Annotated in this window: 19 protein-coding genes and 1 other RNA gene; 12 read left to right on the forward strand and 8 right to left on the reverse strand. The window is 32.5% G+C overall.

The window, feature by feature from the left end; translation table 11 throughout:
• Nucleotides 1-11: 11 nt before the first annotated feature.
• Complete coding sequence (locus tag ACW9W4_RS02115) at nt 12-605, reverse strand: HAD family hydrolase (protein ID WP_457760878.1); 594 nt, start codon at nt 603-605, stop codon at nt 12-14.
• Entirely contained in the window at nt 602-1681 is a 1080-nt protein-coding gene (locus ACW9W4_RS02120; RefSeq protein ID WP_457760879.1) for a hypothetical protein, read from the reverse strand. The genes ACW9W4_RS02115 and ACW9W4_RS02120 overlap by 4 nt, the downstream gene beginning before the upstream one ends.
• A gap of 52 nt (nt 1682-1733) precedes the next feature.
• On the opposite strand from ACW9W4_RS02120, the gene ACW9W4_RS02125 reads away from it, so the two are divergent.
• Nucleotides 1734-2522 carry a hypothetical protein gene (locus ACW9W4_RS02125; RefSeq protein ID WP_457760880.1) on the forward strand — a complete coding sequence of 263 codons (789 nt, stop codon included), beginning with the start codon at nt 1734-1736 and terminating at the stop codon, nt 2520-2522.
• A 41-nt stretch (nt 2523-2563) separates the two neighbouring features.
• Here ACW9W4_RS02125 and ACW9W4_RS02130 read toward each other — a convergent pair whose 3' ends face one another.
• On the reverse strand, nt 2564-4723 hold the full coding sequence (locus ACW9W4_RS02130) for an STT3 domain-containing protein (protein ID WP_457760881.1): 2160 nt from the start codon (nt 4721-4723) through the stop codon (nt 2564-2566).
• 72 nt (nt 4724-4795) lie between these two features.
• Nucleotides 4796-6460: a tetraether lipid synthase Tes gene (gene tes, locus ACW9W4_RS02135; protein ID WP_457760882.1), complete on the reverse strand. Its 1665-nt coding sequence runs from the start codon at nt 6458-6460 to the stop codon at nt 4796-4798.
• Between the two features lie 118 nt (nt 6461-6578).
• On the opposite strand from tes, the gene ACW9W4_RS02140 reads away from it, so the two are divergent.
• The 3 genes from ACW9W4_RS02140 to ACW9W4_RS02150 are packed head-to-tail and all read left to right on the forward strand — an operon-like array spanning nt 6579 to nt 8006.
• Nucleotides 6579-7346: a TrmB family transcriptional regulator gene (locus ACW9W4_RS02140; protein ID WP_457760883.1), complete on the forward strand. Its 768-nt coding sequence runs from the start codon at nt 6579-6581 to the stop codon at nt 7344-7346.
• A gap of 2 nt (nt 7347-7348) precedes the next feature.
• Complete coding sequence (locus ACW9W4_RS02145; protein ID WP_457760884.1) at nt 7349-7798, forward strand: metal-dependent transcriptional regulator; 450 nt, start codon at nt 7349-7351, stop codon at nt 7796-7798.
• Nucleotides 7799-7841: 43 nt separating this feature from the next.
• Nucleotides 7842-8006, forward strand: a complete 165-nt coding sequence (locus tag ACW9W4_RS02150) for a hypothetical protein (RefSeq protein WP_457760885.1) — start codon at nt 7842-7844, stop codon at nt 8004-8006.
• Here ACW9W4_RS02150 and ACW9W4_RS02155 read toward each other — a convergent pair whose 3' ends face one another.
• The gene (locus ACW9W4_RS02155; protein ID WP_457760886.1) at nt 8007-8426 is read right to left on the reverse strand and encodes a secondary thiamine-phosphate synthase enzyme YjbQ; all 420 of its coding nucleotides are present in this window, start codon (nt 8424-8426) and stop codon (nt 8007-8009) included.
• Between the two features lie 170 nt (nt 8427-8596).
• Between ACW9W4_RS02155 and ACW9W4_RS02160 the strand changes: the two genes are divergently transcribed.
• A complete protein-coding gene (locus ACW9W4_RS02160) occupies nt 8597-9013 on the forward strand; it encodes a hypothetical protein (protein WP_457760973.1) in 417 nt (138 codons plus the stop codon).
• A gap of 32 nt (nt 9014-9045) precedes the next feature.
• Nucleotides 9046-10098, forward strand: a complete 1053-nt coding sequence (locus tag ACW9W4_RS02165; protein WP_457760887.1) for an mRNA surveillance protein pelota — start codon at nt 9046-9048, stop codon at nt 10096-10098.
• On the opposite strand, the gene cutA is transcribed toward ACW9W4_RS02165, so the two are convergent.
• Nucleotides 10095-10406: a divalent-cation tolerance protein CutA gene (cutA, locus tag ACW9W4_RS02170; protein ID WP_457760888.1), complete on the reverse strand. Its 312-nt coding sequence runs from the start codon at nt 10404-10406 to the stop codon at nt 10095-10097. The genes ACW9W4_RS02165 and cutA overlap by 4 nt on opposite strands.
• An 88-nt stretch (nt 10407-10494) precedes the next feature.
• On the opposite strand from cutA, the gene ACW9W4_RS02175 reads away from it, so the two are divergent.
• The 4 genes from ACW9W4_RS02175 to ACW9W4_RS02190 all read left to right on the forward strand — a co-directional run bounded on the left by ACW9W4_RS02175 (nt 10495) and on the right by ACW9W4_RS02190 (nt 13338).
• A complete protein-coding gene (locus ACW9W4_RS02175; protein WP_457760974.1) occupies nt 10495-11670 on the forward strand; it encodes a site-2 protease family protein in 1176 nt (391 codons plus the stop codon).
• Nucleotides 11671-11714: 44 nt separating this feature from the next.
• On the forward strand, nt 11715-12629 hold the full coding sequence (locus ACW9W4_RS02180) for a TIGR00269 family protein (protein ID WP_457760889.1): 915 nt from the start codon (nt 11715-11717) through the stop codon (nt 12627-12629).
• A 33-nt stretch (nt 12630-12662) separates the two neighbouring features.
• Nucleotides 12663-12974, forward strand: an RNA gene (gene ffs / locus ACW9W4_RS02185) — signal recognition particle sRNA.
• Nucleotides 12975-13005: 31 nt separating this feature from the next.
• Entirely contained in the window at nt 13006-13338 is a 333-nt protein-coding gene (locus tag ACW9W4_RS02190) for a DUF5655 domain-containing protein (protein WP_457760890.1), read from the forward strand.
• On the opposite strand, the gene ACW9W4_RS02195 is transcribed toward ACW9W4_RS02190, so the two are convergent.
• Nucleotides 13335-13613 (reverse strand): acylphosphatase, encoded by a 279-nt coding sequence (locus ACW9W4_RS02195; RefSeq protein ID WP_457760891.1) that lies wholly within the window; start codon nt 13611-13613, stop codon nt 13335-13337. The two genes, ACW9W4_RS02190 and ACW9W4_RS02195, sit on opposite strands and share 4 nt — an antisense overlap.
• 50 nt (nt 13614-13663) lie before the next feature.
• Nucleotides 13664-14398 (reverse strand): 50S ribosomal protein L2, encoded by a 735-nt coding sequence (locus ACW9W4_RS02200; protein WP_179362848.1) that lies wholly within the window; start codon nt 14396-14398, stop codon nt 13664-13666.
• A gap of 116 nt (nt 14399-14514) precedes the next feature.
• On the opposite strand from ACW9W4_RS02200, the gene ACW9W4_RS02205 reads away from it, so the two are divergent.
• Entirely contained in the window at nt 14515-16701 is a 2187-nt protein-coding gene (locus ACW9W4_RS02205) for a CDC48 family AAA ATPase (protein WP_457760892.1), read from the forward strand.
• A 32-nt stretch (nt 16702-16733) separates the two neighbouring features.
• Complete coding sequence (gatD, locus tag ACW9W4_RS02210) at nt 16734-18023, forward strand: Glu-tRNA(Gln) amidotransferase subunit GatD (RefSeq protein WP_457760893.1); 1290 nt, start codon at nt 16734-16736, stop codon at nt 18021-18023.
• The last annotated feature ends 11 nt before the right edge of the window (nt 18024-18034 follow it).

The following is an 18034-nucleotide window of genomic DNA, read 5'->3' on the forward strand; positions in this document are numbered from 1 at the left end:
TTAAGGTCTTCCTATAAAGAAAGATTGATTCTTGTAAGTTCTGATAATTCCGAAATTACTTTAGATTCCTTAAATGAACCAAATTTTTCCTTGTTAAAGAGTATTGGATTACAACCAATTTTCTTAGCAGAATGTACATCATGTATTCGGTCACCTATAACCACGACCTGATCAGGTGAAAGTGATAAAAATTCAACTGATTTTTTGATTTGAAAAGGTCTTTCAAAACTAACATCTCTAGTAATCACACTAGAAAATAATTCAGAAACGTGCATTTTATCTAAAACTATTTTTGCTGCTTTCATACATTGCATGGTAATCAAGCAAATTGAATAATTCTTGTTTTTAAAATAATTAAGGGTATCAATCGCATCATCAATAATTTTAAAATTATTCGTAGCCATAGTTTCTTCATCACAAATCAAATCAAATGCTTTTTTGATTAAAATTAAATCATTATTTGCTTTTTCAATAATAGTTGGAATTAGAGGTTTAAATTCATCTCTAGTATCAAAAAGATTCTGTAATTTTTTTAAAATCTCATCATATCTTATTGGAAGGCGTACCAATGTTCCATCTAAATCAAAGATAATCCCTTTTATCATAATATTTTTTCCTTTGTTCCATCATCTTTGTAAATCCAAGTACCACAATCAATATGACGTAAAATATGAAGACCATCAGGATAGATATCATTTCCTATAAATCCCGGATCAGATATTTCTCCTAGACCTAACATGGTGTACAGATATGGTAAATTGTAAATGGGATCTTGTTTTAGAAATTTTGTAGAGATAAACCCCCATAATGGAGTAGTAGTATGAAATTTACCTGAATCAATTTCAGTAACATGCCAATTTCCATTACTGTCTTCTTTTAGATCAACAGCATAATTTCCATGAGGTTTTGCATCAACAGATTTAACAGATTTTTCTCCTATTTTGTTTACTGATTCATCAACAATTATTTTAGAAACAGTAGGAGTTCCCGTAATACCTGAGGGAGAAATATGTTTTAGCGGATATTCTAATCTTTCTCGTGTAAAAGAAGAAACTAATTTTCCATCATACCAAAAACTATCCCATGCAATATTTCTACCAGGCAAATATTGCTGTAGCATAAAATCACTAAAATCTGCCTTTCCTCTTAAGATCCATAATTTCATCCAATATTCAACTTCACTTGAATTGTTACATAGTAAACTAAGATTTCCACCAGCACCACTTTTTGCTCGTATCCAATGTGGCCCAATCCCTAATTCCTCAAATGAGTTTGATATTACATCATAATTTTCAATGGTTTTTGTTTTTGCGACAAATATTCCTGATTTTGATAAGATTTTTTGGGTCTCAAGTTTATCCGTAGAAATTATGTTTGGGGGAGGTAAAAGAGTACTAGTTGTGATTTTTTCTAAATTTTGTGATACTACAAGTGCCTCTGATGATGGCTGGGGATGTAAAAAGTCAATTTTATGTTTTTCAATTAATTGATTTAGGAAAGGGATAAAAGATTCATCAGAATGTTTTGGCGAGATGATACGCTCATCAAGTTCAGCAAATTGAAGATAATATTGGTTAAAGTCTGTACCTACAATGAAGAATTTTTCTGGAAATAGTTTTAGTGCTCGAACAAAATTTACTCCACCTATTCCGCCTGAGCCAGTTACTAGTATCCTTTTCATAATTGAATCTTATAACAATCTTATATTATTGATAATAAATGAATTGTATTTAATGAAAAAACAGTATATATTTTTGAGTCATGATGTAGATTGGAGTTTTGATGGACCATCAAAAGAGCATATTTTAGCCAGAAAAGACAGGTTTGATGAAAAATTATTTCAAAAAACACCAATGAATCAACTATATCGAAACTTTGAGGAATATATGGTGATTGAAGAGAGATTCCAAGTAAGATCAACATTCTTTTTTAGGACATTTTATGAAAATGGGGATTTCTATGAGTATAAAGATGACATTAAAACGCTAATGAATGGTGGTTGGGAGATTGGTTTGCATACAAATCCTTCATCAATTCATGATATTAATAAAATTAAGAAAGAAAAAATAAATCTTGAAAAAATTACAAATTCAAAAATTCAGGGTAATAGAGTTCATTATTTATCAAATGATAAACTATTGCAAAAAAAATTGTCAGAATTAAATTTTGTTTATGATTCATCAAATAGAAAAACTAAAGATAGTATTACGATTGAGGATATGGGATATCAGTTAATTGATGGTGTAATCGAATTTCCAGTTACATTGATGGATGCATATCTATTTACACATATGAAAATTACAGAAAATGAAATTATCCCTATAATTGAAAAAACATTAAATTCTTGTCGTAAATTAGATTCTGACTTTAATATAATGACAATTTTATGGCACGATAATGTTTTGAAAATGAAGGGTGGTAGAATGTATAAAAAAATATTAGAATTTCTTTCAAATCAAGAAGATGTCGTAATGTCTAGTGGAATTGAATTAGTAAAAAAAATAAAAAAATATTCATCATAAAATGGAAAATATATAATTTTTTTATTAGTTTAAATTTTCAATTATTTTTCTAAAATTAAATTTGATTCATTTAAAATCGGATCATAGTTTTTATTAATTTCATACACAAATACACCAATCATAGGTCCAGTTTTTTCTTCAGTAAAACTTGAAGATGCATAAACTAATCTTAGTGGCCCATTGTCATCAGAAGCATATTTGATGTCTTTTTCATATATGCCAATCATTCCAGGAATGTAACTTATTGACTGCTGATTTAGATTGTTCGGATTAACGTATCCCTTTAAAGAAAATGGAATCATTTTACCAAGTAAAGTTTGATTCCAAAAATAATCAGTACCACTTGATCCATCAGCATGTAGATATTTTCTTTCATCTAATCCTGCAATTCTCATGAACCATTGTTTTTTAGATTCATCACCTCCACCGCCTAATCTATAAAATGATTCAGGAGAAGAAAGATTCAATTTTTCAGCAGTAACAAAAATTAGAATATAATCAGATTCCAATTGATTTAGAGTGCTCCATGATGAATCGGGATTATCAAGTAGTAATTTTGCAATATTTTCAATTACATTTGTATGAACTGTAGAATTATCTGCTAGTGATGCTCTTTCTCCCATAGTTTGAATCCAATATCCATAATCCCACCACGATGCAATTACAGCATCCTTAGGAGTATTGTTTTTAATCCACTCCAATGCATCTAGCCAATCATTAGTTGCAATTTGAAAATGTGATCCACCATTCAATATTGTGGGAGACATATTGGAAATTGATGATGGTTCAGAACCTGAAGGATAAATCATGGGAATTAATAGTAAAATAATTATTCCTGCGACAAATGGGAGTTGTAATATTTTATGGATTGGTTTTTTAGATTTAGAACTGTTTTTAAAAAATTCTTTTATCAATACTGACAACCCCAAAGATGCCAAAACAATGACAGCAATTGAAGTAAAAACCTCCAATCTAACAAATGTTGAACCAATATAAGCACCAGAAATACCTAAAATTAATGAAAAAGATATCATGTCATTATTTATAAAATTAGAATTTTTTGTTTGAATATTTTTAATTATTAACCAAACTGCTAATCCTGCAAAAATCATCAATATTGAATGGAATAAAAAAGATTGTGAGATGGTAGTTGTTGCATGCTCAGACACTGAATCAACTAGTGGTTCGGTTGTAGTAAGAAGAGGATTAATTGCATTCAGGTAACGAAAGCTAGGTAAGGAAAGATAACTTCCAGATTCATTGACAATAAGGAAAGAAGAACCTAGGATAATCAATGTAAATAATAAAATTAATCCATTTCGTGTTTGATGTTCTTGTTTAATTTTTTGTATAACTATTAAACCAATCATAAATCCTGTTGGAATAATTAATGATAATCCGCCCATACCAAATACAAAACCTAATCCCGGTCTTTCAAATAGAGATGTTATTGAAAGTAATGAAATAACAAAAAGTGGAATAGTCCATATCAAAAAGTTGTGATCTTTTCTTACAAATGGAAGTATTAAAATTAAAATTCCAATTGGAATTATAAAAAATTGTAATCCTCCCCACGAAGCAAGACCAAATCCTAGAAATACTCCACCTCCAATTATTTTACATATTACAATTTTTTTATTTTTGGATTTTATTCCACTTAAAAAAAGATATAATCCCAGCAACCCATAGAATAATCCTAATGGTTCTGACTTGAACCAGCCAATTGTTCCACGAATTAGAATTGGTATTGATACAGAATAAAATATTGCTGCAAAAAGACCAGCCGTTGTTCCTCCTATCACTCGTACAAGTGCAAATATCACAACAGCTGTCAGTGAACCAAAAATTACTGGAAATAATATGGTAAAATGATAAAGACTGGAAGACCCTGCAAACATTTGATAGGTTATTGCAGCAGTTGTATGAAGCATTACTTGGGATGTAGCAGAAACGTCTCTTCCTTTGGGATACCAACTCAGATCATCATTCCACTCAAAATAGTCTAAAAAACCATTTTCTACAATATATTCAGTTGCTCTAAAATTAAAGTAAGGATCAAATTCATTTAGTTCATATCCATAATCTGCGCCTTGTGAACGAATCATAAAAGAAATTGAAAATGCAATGATTAGAATTCCAATGATTAACAAATGACGATATTGAAAATTAAAATTTCTAGCCGTAAACATTATAGATGACATATTACCGTTGATTACTAGATTAGTTATTACTGTTTTGTAACTATGAATGATTTATCGTTAAAGTTTTTGAAATTACATTGTTGCTTGAGCAGCGTCATGGAACATCTGACTCTTTGCACAGCCAGCAGCAAGTTCATCACCTGCTCCACGTCTCATGAGTCCTCTGTATAGACCATCTTCTAGTTTGACACCTTCTCGTTCTTCCCATTCCTCTACTGTGATAGAATATTTCTTTTGAATTCTATCTCTATACCATTCTGGAATTACATTGAATGCACAAAATGGAACTATTCTGAGGTCTGGAGTTACATAGTGAATATCACATCTTTGTAATCTTTCCAAGTCTTCATTGTATTTGTCTTGAAAATGCATCATACCAAGGAATAATCCTTTGACGTGCCATGAACCAACTGAATCAAATGATCTCTTCATGAGTATGTTACCAAACATTTTAGCTAAGTCTAATCCTGCTGGTTGTTTCTTTGTATCAACAAAACCTTTGAGTTTTCTTACAACTTCAAGCATTGTAAAGTACTTGTTTTTACCAGAACGAATTTCTTCTGCTTTATCTTCAAATAATTCCAACATTCCTTGAATATCACAGAATTTTGTTAATGGAACAAATTTCTTTGTATCTGCATCTTCAAAGATGTATGTTCCTGCACCACAAGCAAAGTGAATTGATAATTCGTATTTTGGTTTGCTTGAGAATGCTTCAATAACATTAGTTAGTGGCATACAACTTGGAACTGGGAACCAATCATCAACAGTTACTTCACCGTTTGTTTGTTCTTCAATTCTTTGAACACAGTCAGGAACTGTAATTCTGTATTTCTCACGTTCAGTTTTACCCATTCTTCCAGTTAGTGATACTGGTTGGAAGTTTACTGCATGAACTACATCCATGTTCTTTTGTGCATATCTGATAATTCCACCTAGTTCGTGGTCGTTAATTGATTTGATTACTGTTGGGACAAATACTACTGTAGTGCCTGTTTTTCTGCAACTATCAAGTGCATATGGAATTTCCCAGTGGTTTTTAGGATTTGTTCTTGCAGTTACACCGTCAAAGGAAAGATACAAGTTGTTACATCCAGCAAGTCTAACTTCTCTTGCTGCTTCTGGATCCATTGCATGTCTGATACCATTGGTATTCATTTGAATATGGTCAACACCTTCTTCTTTCATAATTTTAATAACATCAGCAATATCTTCTCTAAGCATTGGTTCACCACCAGTAATTTGCATAGAGTTTCCTGGAATTGGTCTCTCAGCTCTTAGAGTTTTCATCATTCCTCGAACTTGAGTATGATCTGGCTCGTACATGTAAGCACCTTCAAGTCCCTTCTTTACATAAAAGAAACAGTACCAACATGTTAAATCACATCTATTAGTTACAATCATGTTTGCTAATCCACTATGGGATAAGTGGTTTGAACATAATCCACAGTTGTTTGGACATGAACATTTGTCAATCATTACGTTTGGAGAATGAGCACCTTTGCCATCCATCCAATATGTACTGAATTTCTTGTACATTTCATAAGAACCAAAGTATAATTCCTCACATTCACCGTGAGTTGGACAAACTTTTGACATAAATACTTGATTATCTCTCTCAAAGACTTCAGCATCCAGAATCATGTTACAGTCTGGACAAATACTTTGAGTGAATCTAATTGTAGATTTTTTACCTAAATTTTTAGTTGATTGATTGGATATCTGAATTAGTGCCATGGCTGTATTGTTAATTTTTCCAAGATGGTATATAATCCATTTCCTACTTGCCCCCGTGGGGGATTTAGGAGGTAGGCATACCTGATTTAAATACCAAAACTGATCGACAAGATCGCATATGAGTATATCAGATAAAACACGAAAGTCATTAGAAAAAATTGGTCTTACCAGTTATGAAATTAGAACATTTTCAGCGTTACTCAAATCAGGAGAATTAACAGCATCAGATCTTAGCCAAAAATCAGGAGTACCATATTCAAAAATTTACGAAGTTTTAGGGACTTTGGAGGAGAAAGGATGGATTGGTTCAGATGATGCAAGGCCAACAAAATATTTTGCAAAATCTCCATCAACAGGATTAGAAACTACAAAACAAAAGATGGAAACGGATTTTTCACAGAATCAAAACATAATTCTAAATGAACTAGTTCCATTATACGAGAAAAGTGGTACTAGTGAAAGACCAGATATTTGGGTTTTATCTGGTGCAATAAACATTGCAGCTAAAATTTTGGAAATGGTAGATACATGTAGAAATGAAGTGATGATTGCATTACCTGAAGCAGGAGTAGATCTAGTAAAACAAGCATTACCAAAACTAAGATCACTTCATGATAAAGGAGTACAAATTACAATTCTCGCATCAGATAAAATGGATAAAGAATCAATTACAGCAATCAAACGAGTCGCCAAAGTAACAATCAAGAAAGGATTGTTTGGAGGAGGTATAATTTCAGATAAAAGATATGTAGTGATTCTCTTAGGGCCAGAATTAGGAGGAGTGAATTCTTCAGAAGTTGTTGCTATTTGGGCAGATCATGCAGGATTAGCAGGTTTTGCACGTCAATACTTTGAATATTTATTAAAAGATTCAAAGAAGGTATAGACATGGATGCAATAGATGAAGAAACACTCTTTGTTGGTACTGCTGAAGCAGAACACGTAGAGATGTATCTTAAAGCAATTTGGCACATTAAAGAAAGAGGAGAAGATGTGAAAATTAGTACAATTGCAAAAATGCTCAATGTAAGACAACCAAGTGTTGTTCAAATGCTCAAAAAATTAAATCTCAAAAATCTTGTAAATTATAATAAAGCAGGTGTAAAACTTACAGAAGATGGGGAAAGAATAGGTTCCAGTATGATGAGAAACAGTAGATTACTAGAGGTGCTCATGGATAGTGCACTCAAAGTAGAAATTGATGAAGAGATGGTTTGTGGAATTGAACATCACATGAACAAACAATTTACAGATGCTCTTTGTATAATGTTAAAACATCCAAGAAAATGTCCACATGATCATGAAATTCCCATGGGCGAATGTTGCAAGTCAGCATAATCTTAACCCAAAAGATATATCATCTTAGAAATTATATTTAATTATGGCATGTTTCTGTGGTTGCGAAACCTATGAAAAAAATGATGATGGATTCAAAATTGCATGTGTAAAATGTGGACATGGGCCTCAAAATCACAATGATGAATTCAGAGATGCTGCAAGAAAGAATGAATCACAAAGTCAAAAACGTGATGCAGACTTTGGATAATTATTCGCCAATAATTTTAACTAAAACTCTTTTTGGTCTTTTACCATCAAATTCACCATAGAAGATTTCTTCCCATGGTCCAAAATCTAATTTGCCTTTTGTAATAGCAACTACAACTTCTCTTCCCATTACTTGTCGTTTTAGATGAGCATCAGCATTGTCTTCACCTGTTTTATTATGATCATATTGTGTAGTTGGTGCATGTGGAGCCAATTCCTCTAACCATTTTTCATAATCATGTAACAATCCGCCTTCATTATCATTAATGAAAACACTTGCTGTGATGTGCATTGCATTTACAAGACAAAGGCCCTCCTGAACTTTACTTTTAGTTACTAGTTTACTCACATCAGGAGTAATATTGACAAAGGCTCTTCTAGTTTTAACTTCAAATGTCAGATATTCAGTAAGTGATTTCATGATTTTTTAATTAATAACATTAATTAAAATCCTAAGCAGGCTCAGAACTCAAGATCCTCATCATCAATCAAAGGGATAGGTACATCACAGCCCGCATGGCATATTTCAAGCAGTTACCTATTGAGTCTTTCAAGAAGCTTGATAAATGGCCAATAGTTCAATCATTCCAAATGGTTGCAATAGATACCCCAGCATCATTGGAAAGTTTTAGACGATTTGTCATTTCTAGTACATGTATGTCTTATGCGCCAAGAGCATATTTGGAAGATACTGAGGTTTTTGCTGAAAGAGAAGATAATCTTGGAGCAATTTATGTTGAAGCAGCTGATAAAGTTACTTTAAAAAAAATCAGAGATATTACTTTTGTTAATGGAAAAGATGTTTTAGGAATAATCTATAATTCAAAAAGTGGTAATACATCTCTAAAATGGAGACAATTAAAAAGAAACAACGGTAAAGTTTCAGGAGAAGCTTCTGCAAATTCTTTAACAAATTTATCTGAATCAGGAGTTCTCACTTTAGAGTGGGTTGAAAATTATCTAAAAAAGAAATCAGAAGAAGCAAAAGCAGAAGAAACAACAAGTTAAACTCTTTTCTTTTTGAAAATTAGAATAATATCATGATTACAAAGACAATAGACGATAATTCAATATCTGTTATTCCAGAAGACTCTGAAGATCTTTTGAATTTACGTCGTATTATCAAAAAAGATGACAAAGTAATTGGAGATACAACAAGAGTTCTAAAACAAGATAAAGATTATGCAAGGCCAGATAAAGGTGAGAGAATTAAAGTTAGAATAGCATTAACAGTAGAAAAAATTTCACTTGATGATGTCTTAGATAAATTAAGAGTAGGCGGTACAATTTCTGAATCAAGTAATGAATCAGTACCACATGGATCACATCATTCATTTATTCTAAAATTAAATGATGGAATTACAATTTCAAAAAAAAAATGGTTACCAATAGAAAAAAAACTTTTGGAATCAAGTAATGATCAAATTAGTTTTGTTTTAGTAGCAATTGACACTAGTGATAGTGGAATTGCTAGATTAAGAGGTACACATTTGGAATTTATGCCAAATATCTATTCAGGTTCTGGCGGAAAAAGATACAAGACTAGTTTCAATATTGAAAAATTCTTTGAACAGGTACAGCAGGCATTATCATCTATTTTCAAAGAAGGAGACACGATAGTAATTTTTGGTCCAGGTGAAACAAAGAAAAGATTTGCAAATTTCATAGAGAAATCTCAAAAACTTCAGAAATTTAAAATTCAACTTGTTGATGGAATTGATTCTGGAGGAGAAGATGGAATCTACATATTCACAAAATCAAAGACAATGCAAGAAATAATGTCAGATAGTAAATTGGCCAAAGCTTCCTCAATAATTGATGAAGTAATGATTTTAGCAAACAAGAAAAGTAGAAAATTTACTATGGGATATAATGAAACTTTTAATGCAAACCAAATGGGTGCAGTTGAATCATTAGTATTTTCTGATAAAGCAATACAAGATAATGATGAACAACAAATAATGGATTTTCTAAATGATGCAGAAAACAAGGGAGTAAAAATTTACAGTGTTGACTCTTCAACAGATATTGGTCTTAGAGTTACAGGTTTAGGCGGAATTGTTTCTTTGTTAAGATATTCAGTTGAATCCTAAGAAGTTGATTCAACTAACCATTTTAGATAAGTTTTGTTAATTGATGTGATATCAATTTCTGCTATTTCAGGAACATTATATGGATGGGTTTCTTTAATTTTCTTTTTCAATAGGGTCTTATTTTTTGTAACAGTTTTGAAAATAGCTAGATATTCTGAAGAGTTTTTTATTTTTCCTTCCCAGGAGTAAATTGATGAAATTTTAGAAATATTTACACATGCAACTGTCTTGTTTTTTACAAGTTCATTTGAAATTTTAGAAAGTGATTTTTTGGTAGGATATGTGGAGATAATTATCACTGGTTTCATAGTAAACGATAAATGGCCGTACTTTAAAAAATTAACAATTAGTTTGGAACTTGATTTTATTACTCAGAATGCAATAATCTATGTCTTAATGGCATGGGTAGTCATCATAGTAATTGCAAAAGCTCTCAAATTAGAAAAATATGGTTTTGAATTAAAGGCGTATAGTCTTGTATACAAGAACAAAGGTGTCAATGATGTTTTAATCAAAGTACTTGGACGAACGAAAAGAGGTATCAGAGTTTTTGCAGATGTGAGTGTAATTGCTGGTTTCATAATGATGGGATTTGCATTTTACTTTTTGTTAAACAATGTTTCAAACTATTTTGTTGCACAATCAAATTTTTCAGAATTAACAGTGTTAATTCCAGGTGTTACATTAACTTCAGCTCCAGCTATTACGTATTTTTTGCTTTCAATTCCAATTGTATTAGTTATGCATGAAGGGGCACATGGTATAGTAGCTGCATTAGAAAAAATAAAAATTAAGACAGGTGGATTTGCAGTATTCATTGCATTATTTGCAGGATTTGTAGAACCAGATGAAGAAGAATTTGATAAAGCTAAAAGGATTTCAAAATTACGAGTAATTGGAGCAGGGGCAACATCAAATGTTTTATTTGCAATTGTTTTTGGGGCAATTTTATTAACAAATCCAGTTTTTGGAATGGTTTTAGAAAGCATTCCATTATTTGGAGATGTTATCTTAAACACATTTTATGAATTATCACAAGGAGTTTTGATACTTTCAATTATAGAAAATTCAGGTGCTGAACAAGCAGGATTGCTTGCAAATGATATAATTACTACAATTAATGATGTTCCGATTCGCGGTCCGGCGGATTTCCCTGTCTTAAATCCAGGAGAAACAGCTAGTGTATCTATACTAAGAGATGGTCAAGCATTAGAAAAAACATTACAAGTAATGGCATCACCAGATGATCCTGAAAGAGGATTAATAGGAATTATGAGGGATAACTCTATCCCATACAAACCTATAATGAATTTCATTGATTGGACAAATGTGGATTTCAACATTTCAATGTTCTTGTTATGGCTTTGGATGATTTCGTTTTTCATTGGAATTATCAATATGCTTCCACTACCAATTTTAGATGGAGGTAAATTCATTCATACTATTATTGATAAAAAAATCTCAGATAAATCAGTCAACATTGTAATGTGGGGAATATACGCATTCACATTTGCCCTATTTGGCCTCAACATTGCCTTGTCATATTTGAAATCTGGCTGGTTTACAATATAAAAAATACCTAAAGAATCATTAATGAAAAAAACTCATTTGATTTCATGAATTGTGATAGATGTGAAAATCCTGCAGCATATACAAGAAAATATTCTGGGGAAAAACTTTGCTCACAATGTTTCTCAAAGTCAATTGTAAGAAAAACTGCAAAAACCATTTCAAAATATAATATGATAAAACATGATGATTTAGTAGCTGTTGCAGTATCTGGAGGAAAAGACTCTCTAGCACTATTAAAAATTATTAATGAAATGGCATTAACTCATAGTTTTAGAATAAAAGCCATTACCATTGATGAAGGAATTCCAGGATATAGAAATGAAGCATTAGAAATTGTAGAAAAATTTTGTGCAGAACTAAATGTAGAACACAAGGTTTACGCATACAAAGATCTTTTTGAATTAACACTAGATGAAGCCCTTGATTTAAGAGAAAGTGAGAAAACATCATCATGTTCAATCTGTGGAACTCTAAGAAGAAGAGCAATAGATTATGCAGCAAAAGATATTGGTGCAGACGTAATTGCAACAGGTCATAATCTTGATGATACATTGCAAACATTTGTCATTAACATGATTTCTGGTGATACAACTAAGATCGGATGGATGGATCCAGATACTTCTGCAAATGATTTAAGAAAAATAAAACCATTTTGTGAGATTTATGAGTCTGAAATAGTCTTTTACGCATTTACAAATGACATGCCATTTCAATCTGAACCATGTCCACACATGAATGAGGGCATACGAACAGAAATTCGTGAATTTTTAAATTCGTTAGAAAATCAACATAGCGGAATAAAAAATAATTTGTATCAATCAATTCTCAAAGTTTCAATGGCAATAAAAAATTTTAGTTCTAAAGAAAAAATGAAATGTGAAAAATGTGGAAATGATTGCACAGGAAAAGTATGCTCAGTATGCAGCGTAGTTCTAAAACTAAAAGAAAATCAAACCTAATGCAAATATAACATACTTTCTTAGGAAAATTGGTAGTAGGTAGGATCAGGGTGCCAGCCGTGCCCTATTCTGAAACCGGCTATATGCAGAGATCAGCAACTGTTGGGTAAATCTCTAGATGGGTAATTCCCGCTTGGTGTGCGGAAATGAAATCACGCCGAGGCGGGTGGTTGCAGGACTAGAAATATCCGAAGGGATAACTTCTAAGACCGAACCATCGAAAGGGATGAGGTCCGGGAGGGAGCAATCCTAAGGTGGAGCATCCACGCTTCCTCGTCAACGTGGCGGATCTTGTACGCCTTGAAATGGGGCTATTCGTCTAGACTGGAGCCAACAGATCTACTACCTTTATAATTAAAATAAAAATTGGAATTTCATGGAAGGGATTATCTCATTTGGAACTAAAAGAAGTTATGAAGACTTTAAGAAACAAATTCCAACCACAGTATTACCATTATTTGATTCAATTAGAGAATTTTGTTTATCTTTAGGTGATAAAGTGGTTGAAGATGTACGAATGCATAGAGTTGTTTTTTGTAAAACAATGACATTTAGATGGTTTGCAGATGTTGAACCAGAAAGAGAAGGAGTTATTATAAAAATTCAGAAAAGCAGAAAAGATCCAATTCAAATAATTCAAATAAAAATAGATCAAGAAATTTCAGAAATTACTCAAACTATTAAAAATGCATTTGAAGGAATTCACTAGTATAACACATCAAATTTTGAAAATTCATCAGTAAATTTTTCATTACGTATTTCTACATCCTCTACTCTTGCATTTGCAGGACCACCATGAGCCCATTCAATTAATCGGTCAATTTTTTCTCCTTCACCTTCTAAAACAGCTTCAACTCTACCATCTTTGAGATTTTTTACCCAACCAAAAACATCATTTTTCTTTGCCATTACTTTCAAAGTTTGACGAAAAAAAACACCTTGTACCTTTCCAGTTACAAAAAGTCTAACACGTTGTTTTATCACGAAAATAGTAATTAGATGAGCTATTAATCAATTTTAGGTTAAAAGAAAAACTACTTTCTTTCTTTGATTCTGGCTCTTCCAGTCTTTCTTGCAGCAATGCTACCGACCTTTGCACCAGGAGGAGCATCTCTTGAAACTGTAGAACTTTGTCCAACGTGTTGATGACGACCACCACCGTGTGGGTGTACATATGCTGCTTGAGCAACACCTCTTACAATCGGATATTTCTTTCCTTTAGCTTTAAAACTACGCCACTTGTTACCTGCACTCATAAAATGTCGTTCACTTGCTCCACCACCAGCTAACGTACCTATCATAGCTCTGTTTTTAGGATTAAGAGTAGCAAACTTACCAGATGGAAGTTTAACTGTTACACCATCATCACCATGAGAAAATATGGTTGCATCAGTACCTGCTGATTTAACAATAGCACCGCCATCACCAAAGTGTTTTTCAATATTACATACAATTGTACCATCAGGTATATTTTGAACACTGATGACATTTCCTTTTTTAATTTCTGATTTTAATCCAAATTGTAAACTTGCACCTACTGTGGTTCCAAGAACTGCCGGTACAAATGAAACAGAACCATCTTCAAATCTAATTTTGGATAATGGTGCTTCTCTTCCACGCTCATGAACTAGATCGATGATTTCGCCTGTGTGCTGTTCAGATAGTGGAAAACGTGGATAATTTGCTTTTGCGCCTACTTTTCCAGTAGATGTAGATCTAAATTGATTACCTCCACGGCCTCGTCTTCGTACTAATGGTCTTTTACCCAAGTTGATCGTTTCCGACGCAAAGAGAATTTTAAGCTTGTGGTGTTATCTGGTAGTTTTACCTGTTAGTTTTAGTAATTACCACAAAGGTATAAAAATTAGAATTCAGGCCAGTATGTATGAGTCAAAATGCTCTTTCTCTTAAAGTTCTTGAAGCGTATACACGAGATGTTGGAAGAGGCGTAGCAAGAATCGATTATGATTCAATGGACACATTAAATGCCTCAACAGGTGATGTTATAGAAATTAAAGGTAAAAGAAGAACAGTAGCAAAATGTCTTCCACTTTATCCTTCAGATGAAGGTAAGGGAATTATCAGAATTGATGGACTAGGAAGAAATAATTCGGGAATTGCAATTGGAGATACAATATCTGTTAGAAAAATAAAGGCAGTTGCTGCAGAAAAAGTAGTTGTCGCACCGCTTGAAGCAATTCCTCCAATAGATGAAAGATATCTTGCAGATGCTTTAGAGAGTGTTCCTTTGATTAAAGGTGATAATGTAATGGTTCCATACTTTGGTGGACGTTTAACTTTTCAAGTAATCGGAGTTAATCCAGCAGCTGATGCTGTCTTAGTAACTCAAAAAACTGTTTTCCATATTGCAGAAAAAGGAGAAACATTACGTGGAGTTCCTCAAGTAACTTATGAAGACATTGGTGGAATTTCAAATGAAATTAAAAAAGTTAGGGAAATGATTGAGCTTCCATTAAGACATCCTGAAATCTTTGAAAAATTAGGAATTGAAGCTCCAAAAGGCGTATTGTTGTATGGTCCACCAGGAACTGGTAAGACACTACTTGCAAAAGCAGTAGCAAATGAAAGTCAAGCACATTTCATTAGCATTTCAGGTCCTGAAATTATGAGTAAGTTTTATGGTGAAAGTGAAGCAAGATTAAGAGAAATCTTCAAAGAAGCAAGAGAAAAAGCTCCATCAATTATCTTTGTTGATGAAATTGATTCTATTGCTCCAAAAAGAGAAGAAGTTACAGGAGAAGTTGAACGAAGAGTTGTTTCTCAAATGTTATCATTAATGGATGGTCTAGAATCTAGAGGAAAAGTAATTGTTATTTCTGCAACAAATAGACCAAATGCAATTGATCCAGCACTAAGAAGACCTGGAAGATTTGATAGAGAAATTGAAATTAAAGTTCCAGATAAAAAAGGAAGAAAAGACATCCTTGCAATTCACAGTAGAAACATGCCTTTATCAGATGATGTTAACATGGAAAAAATATCCTCAGTCAGTCATGGATATGTTGGTGCAGATTTAGAATATCTTTGTAAAGAAGCTGCAATGAAATGTTTGAGAAGATTATTACCAGTTTTGAATTTGGAAGAAGAAAAACTCCCACCAGAGACTTTGGATAAACTAATTGTAAATCATGAGGATTTCCAAAAAGCATTGATAGAGGTAACACCATCTGGAATGCGAGAAGTTTTCATTGAAAACCCAGATGTAAAATGGGAAGATGTTGGAGGTTTAGAAGAAGTCAAACGAGAGTTACAAGAAGCAGTAGAATGGCCAATGAAGTATCCTGGTCTTTATGATAAACTAGGACATAGTATGCCAAGAGGAATATTGCTTCACGGTCCAAGTGGTACTGGTAAAACTTTACTTGCAAAAGCAGTGGCTACTCAAAGTGAAGCAAACTTTGTTTCAGTTAGAGGTCCCGAACTATTATCTAAATGGGTCGGAGAATCAGAGCGTGGAATTAGAGAAATATTCAAACGTGCACGTCAGTCTGCACCATGTGTTGTATTCTTTGATGAAATTGATTCTATTGCTCCAATTAGAGGTGCTGGTGGAGAGACCGCAGTTACTGAAAGAGTAGTAAGTCAATTACTAACAGAATTAGATGGAATGGAAAATATGCACGGAGTCATAGTATTAGCAGCAACAAATAGAGCAGACATGATTGATCCTGCATTGTTAAGACCAGGAAGATTTGATAAAATTATTCAAATCCCACTTCCAGATAAAGAAAGTAGAAAGAGTATATTGAAAATTAATGCTGAAAAGATTCCATTCATTAGTGATGAGAGTGATCCTCAACATGTTAATTTCGATAAACTATCAGAACTAACTGATGGACTTAGTGGTGCAGATACAGCATCTATTGCAAATACAGCAGTATCTTTAGTTATTCATGAATTCTTAGATAAAAATCCAGATGTAAAAGATATTGAAAAGAAGGATGTTGATGCTAAAGTTACCATGAAACACTTTGAAGAAGCAGTAAAGAAAGTAAGAGAACAAAAAGACCTCAAGATAGGCGAAAAATTAGTAGCTTCCTATTACAGGTAGTTTTAATAAAATAACAAATCTAATTCTCATAAATGTCAGATTATACTGGATATGAAGGAAAATCCTTAGAATTTCTTAAAACAAACAAAATTTCAATTAGGGATTCTGTAAAAATTCTAGCAGATATAACTTATTTAGGAATTATTATGCCCAGATATGAACATAGTGACGATAAACATATTGTTTTAAAATTAAAGAGTGGATACAACATTGGTTTAGAAATATCTAAAATTGAAAAGATTGAGAAAAATGAAACCTCAGAAAAAATCGTTGAGAAGGTTGAGAAGATTGAGAAAAATGAAAAGTTGCCAAAAATTCTATTATTATCAACTGGAGGTACAATTGCAAGTAAAATCGATTACAGAACTGGAGCAGTTACACCAGTATTAACTGCTGAAGAATTAAATTCGTCTGTTCCTGAGCTTGCTAAAATTGCAAATATAGACACCAAAGTATTGTTTTCAGAATATTCTGAAAACATTATGCCTGAACATTGGTTAAAAATTGCTCAAACAGTAAATGAATATTTGAATTCAGATTATACTGGAATTATCATTGCACATGGTACAGATACCATGCATTACACTTCTGCCTATCTTTCTTTTTCATTGGCAGGATTTCAAATTCCAATAGCATTGGTGGGTTCACAAAGATCATCAGATCGTGCATCATCAGATGCTGCACTGAATCTCATCGGAGCTGTAAAATTTCTTACAGAATGTAAAACAAATGGAATCTACATAGCAATGCATCAAGATGAAAACGATGAAACAGTTGCATGCCATATTGGAACAAGAGTAAGAAAAAATCATACAAGTAAAAGAGGAGCATTTCAAACAATAGGAAAAGATCCTGCATTTTTAATTGTAAATAATGAAATTCATAGCAATATGAAAGATAATTTTTTTACAATAAATGAATACACTCCCAAAATAAAAATAAATGAAAAAGTTGCCCTAGTAAAATATTATCCAGGATATAATCCAACTTTGATGAAAAATATCATAGATGTAGGATACAAAGCAATAATTTTTGAAGGAACTGGGTTGGGCCACATTGGAGAAAACATGTATCCAATGGTAAAAATGGCAAATGAAAAAGGCATCTTTATGGGAATGACTTCACAGTGTATTGATGGTAGAGTAAGAATGACAGTTTATGAAAGTGGCAGAGATCTTCTCGATTTGGGAATAATTCCTCTAGAAAATATGATACCTGAAATTGCCTTGGTAAAAGCAATGTGGGCTACAGGAAACACTGAAAATCGTGAAGAAATTAAAGAAATCATGCTAAATAAAATAGCATCAGAATTTTCAACATAATCAGGTGTCAA

It is taken from the genome of Candidatus Nitrosopumilus sp. bin_7KS, from assembly GCF_054095835.1.